The organism is Piscinibacter sp. (assembly GCF_050175855.1).
GTDB lineage: Bacteria > Pseudomonadota > Gammaproteobacteria > Burkholderiales > Burkholderiaceae_C > Piscinibacter.
On the sequence record NZ_JBFXIO010000570.1, the window covers coordinates 1 to 2,524 of the forward strand.

Sequence of the window (2,524 nt, forward strand, 5' to 3'; positions counted from 1 at the left end):
CTGGCCGCGCCCGACAGCGATACCGCCGGTAGCGAGACCTCGACGGCGACCGCGCCGGCGGCGCGCGGGCTCGGCCTGGTCGCGGCCCGTGCGCCGCACGGGGTCGCGGTGCGTTGTCGTGGACTCCGCGTGGTCGCCGGCGGACACACCTTGCTCGACAACATCGACCTGGAGCTGGCGCCCGGCGAGCAGGTCGCCGTGGTCGGCAGTTCGGGCGCCGGCAAGTCGACCCTGGTCGGGGCGTTGCTCGGCTGGCACCGGCCGGCGCACGGCGTCATCGAGGTCGATGGCGAGATCCTCGACGGTCAGCGCATCGCAGGTTTGCGCGCGCAGACGGCCTGGATCGATCCCGCGGTGCAGCTGTGGAACCAGGGCCTGGCGGCGAATCTCACCTATGCCAGCAGCGAGCGCGTGCCGCGCGATTTCGACGCCGTGCTCACGGCCGCCGATCTGAAGGACGTGCTCGCGCGCCTGCCCGCGGGCTTGCAGACACCGCTCGGCGAAGGCGGTGGCCTGCTCTCGGGCGGCGAAGGGCAGCGCGTGCGCCTCGGCCGCGCGCTGGCCCAGGGCGACGTGCGCCTGGTGCTGCTCGATGAACCATTCCGCGGCCTCGACCGCGCCCAACGCCGGCTGCAGCTCGCCCGCGTGCGCCAATGGTGGCCGCAGGCGACCTTGCTCTGCGTCACCCACGACATCGCGACCACTCGCAGCTTCGCCCGCGTCCTCGTCGTCGACGGCGGGCGCCTGGTCGAGGACGGCTCGCCACATGCATTGCTCGCGCGGCGCGACTCGCACTACCGCGCGTTGCTTGCGGCCGAGTTGCGCCTCGAGCGCGAACTGTGGGGCGACCCGGCATGGCGACGCCTGCGGGTCGCCGGCGGCTGCGTCGAGGAACTGCCGTCACCGGCCCATGAACGCCGCGCCTGATTTCGATCGGCTGGCCTGGCCGCTGGCCCGGCTGCCGGACGCCCTGGAGGCACTCGCCGCCGCGGCCGGCGTCGACTGGCCGCTGGCGCCCGGCGCGCTCGCCGGCCTCGAGACCCGCCTGGCCGCGCTCGACCCCGCGCGCTGCGTGAAGGTGGTCGGCGAGGCCGCGGGCATCAGGCTCGAAGCAGTGAGCCAGCCGCGCGATGCCCTGGCGAGCCTGCTCGGCGCCGCCGCCCCGGCCGTCATCCTGCTCGACGATGCGGGGCCGCCACGGGTGCTGCTCCTCGCCCGCCGGCGCGGTCGGCAGCTGCTCCTGCTCGGGCCCGTGGGTGAATGGTGCGCGGTGCCCGTCGCGGCCCTGGTGGCGCGCCTGAACGGCGCCATCGAGGCCGCGCACGCGGTGGAACTGGCAGAGGTCGCCGATGCCGCCGGTCTCGGCCGGCGCGCGCGCGCACGCGCCGTGCGCGCGATGCAGGACGATCGGCTCGGCGAGGAACGGCTGACACAGTGCTGGTTGCTGCGCGGCGACGGCGGCGAGTCGCTGCGGCGGAGCGTGCGTCGCGGGCCGCTGCCACTGCTCGCCGTCCTGCTCAGCGGGGTCGCCTGCGTCACCTATGGCGCCGAGATGGCCGGCTGGAGCGTGCTCGGCAGCGGTGCGCTCGATGGACGGCTCGATCACGGCTGGCTGCAGGCCTGGTTGCTGCTGGTGGTATCGCTCGTCCCCCTGGGCCTTCTCGCCAACGCCCTGCAGGCGCGGTTCGCTCTCGTGCTCGGTCGCCTCCTGCGCGAGCGCGTGCTGGCGGCCGTGCTCGCCTGCGATACCGACGAAGTGCGGCGCCTCGGTGCCGGTCACCTGCTCGCGCGGGTGTTCGAGACCCAGCTGCTCGAGACTCTGCTGGTGCGCGGCGTGTACGGGGCCGCGCTCGCGATCCTCGAACTCGCGTGCGCGGCCTGGGCGATGACGCTCGTCGCCCATGGCGGTGTACTGCTCGCGGTCACCGCGGCCACCTTCCTGCTCACGCTCGCGTTGGCGGTTTGGACGCACGCGCCGCTGGCGCGCGCCACCGCTGTCCGTCTCGACCTGACCCACGATCTCACCGAGCGCATGGTCGGGCACCGCACGCGCGCGGTGCAGGAGCCCGCCTCGCGCCGTCACCGTGACGAGGATGCCCTGCTCGAGCAGTACCTCGACATCGCCCGTGCCGGCGACGATCGCCTGCTGCCGCTGCTGGCGGGCATTCCGCGTGGCTGGATGCTGGCCGGCCTCGCCGCGCTGGCGCCGCTGCTGCTCGATCCGCTGGCCGCGCCGCTCGATCTCGCCATCGCGCTCGGCGCGGTGCTGCTCGCCGGGCGCGGCTTCGGTGCGTTGAGCGGCGCGCTCGCGGTGGCGACGCTGGCGCGCGTGGTGTGGCCGCGGGTGCGCATGCTGCTGGCGCCGCCGCCACCCACGGCGACGCCGGCCGCCGCCGTCGTCGCGGCCCTCGAAGCCGCGCCCGCCGGGCGCGCCGAGGCGGGCGCGACGGTGCTGGAACTGCGGCGCCTCGCCTACCGCGACCCGGGTGCCGATGCCGCGGCGCTGAACGCGGGCGAGCTAGTC

At 75.2% G+C, this 2,524-nt stretch carries 2 protein-coding genes; both read left to right on the forward strand.

Annotated elements, in window-relative coordinates:
• A partial coding sequence (locus tag AB7U92_RS25850) for an ATP-binding cassette domain-containing protein (RefSeq protein ID WP_428583521.1) occupies positions 1 to 927 on the forward strand: 927 nt, incomplete at its 5' end.
• A 145-nt stretch (positions 928 to 1,072) separates the two neighbouring features.
• The coding region (locus AB7U92_RS25855; protein WP_428583523.1) for a hypothetical protein at positions 1,073 to 2,524 on the forward strand (1,452 nt) is incomplete at its 3' end.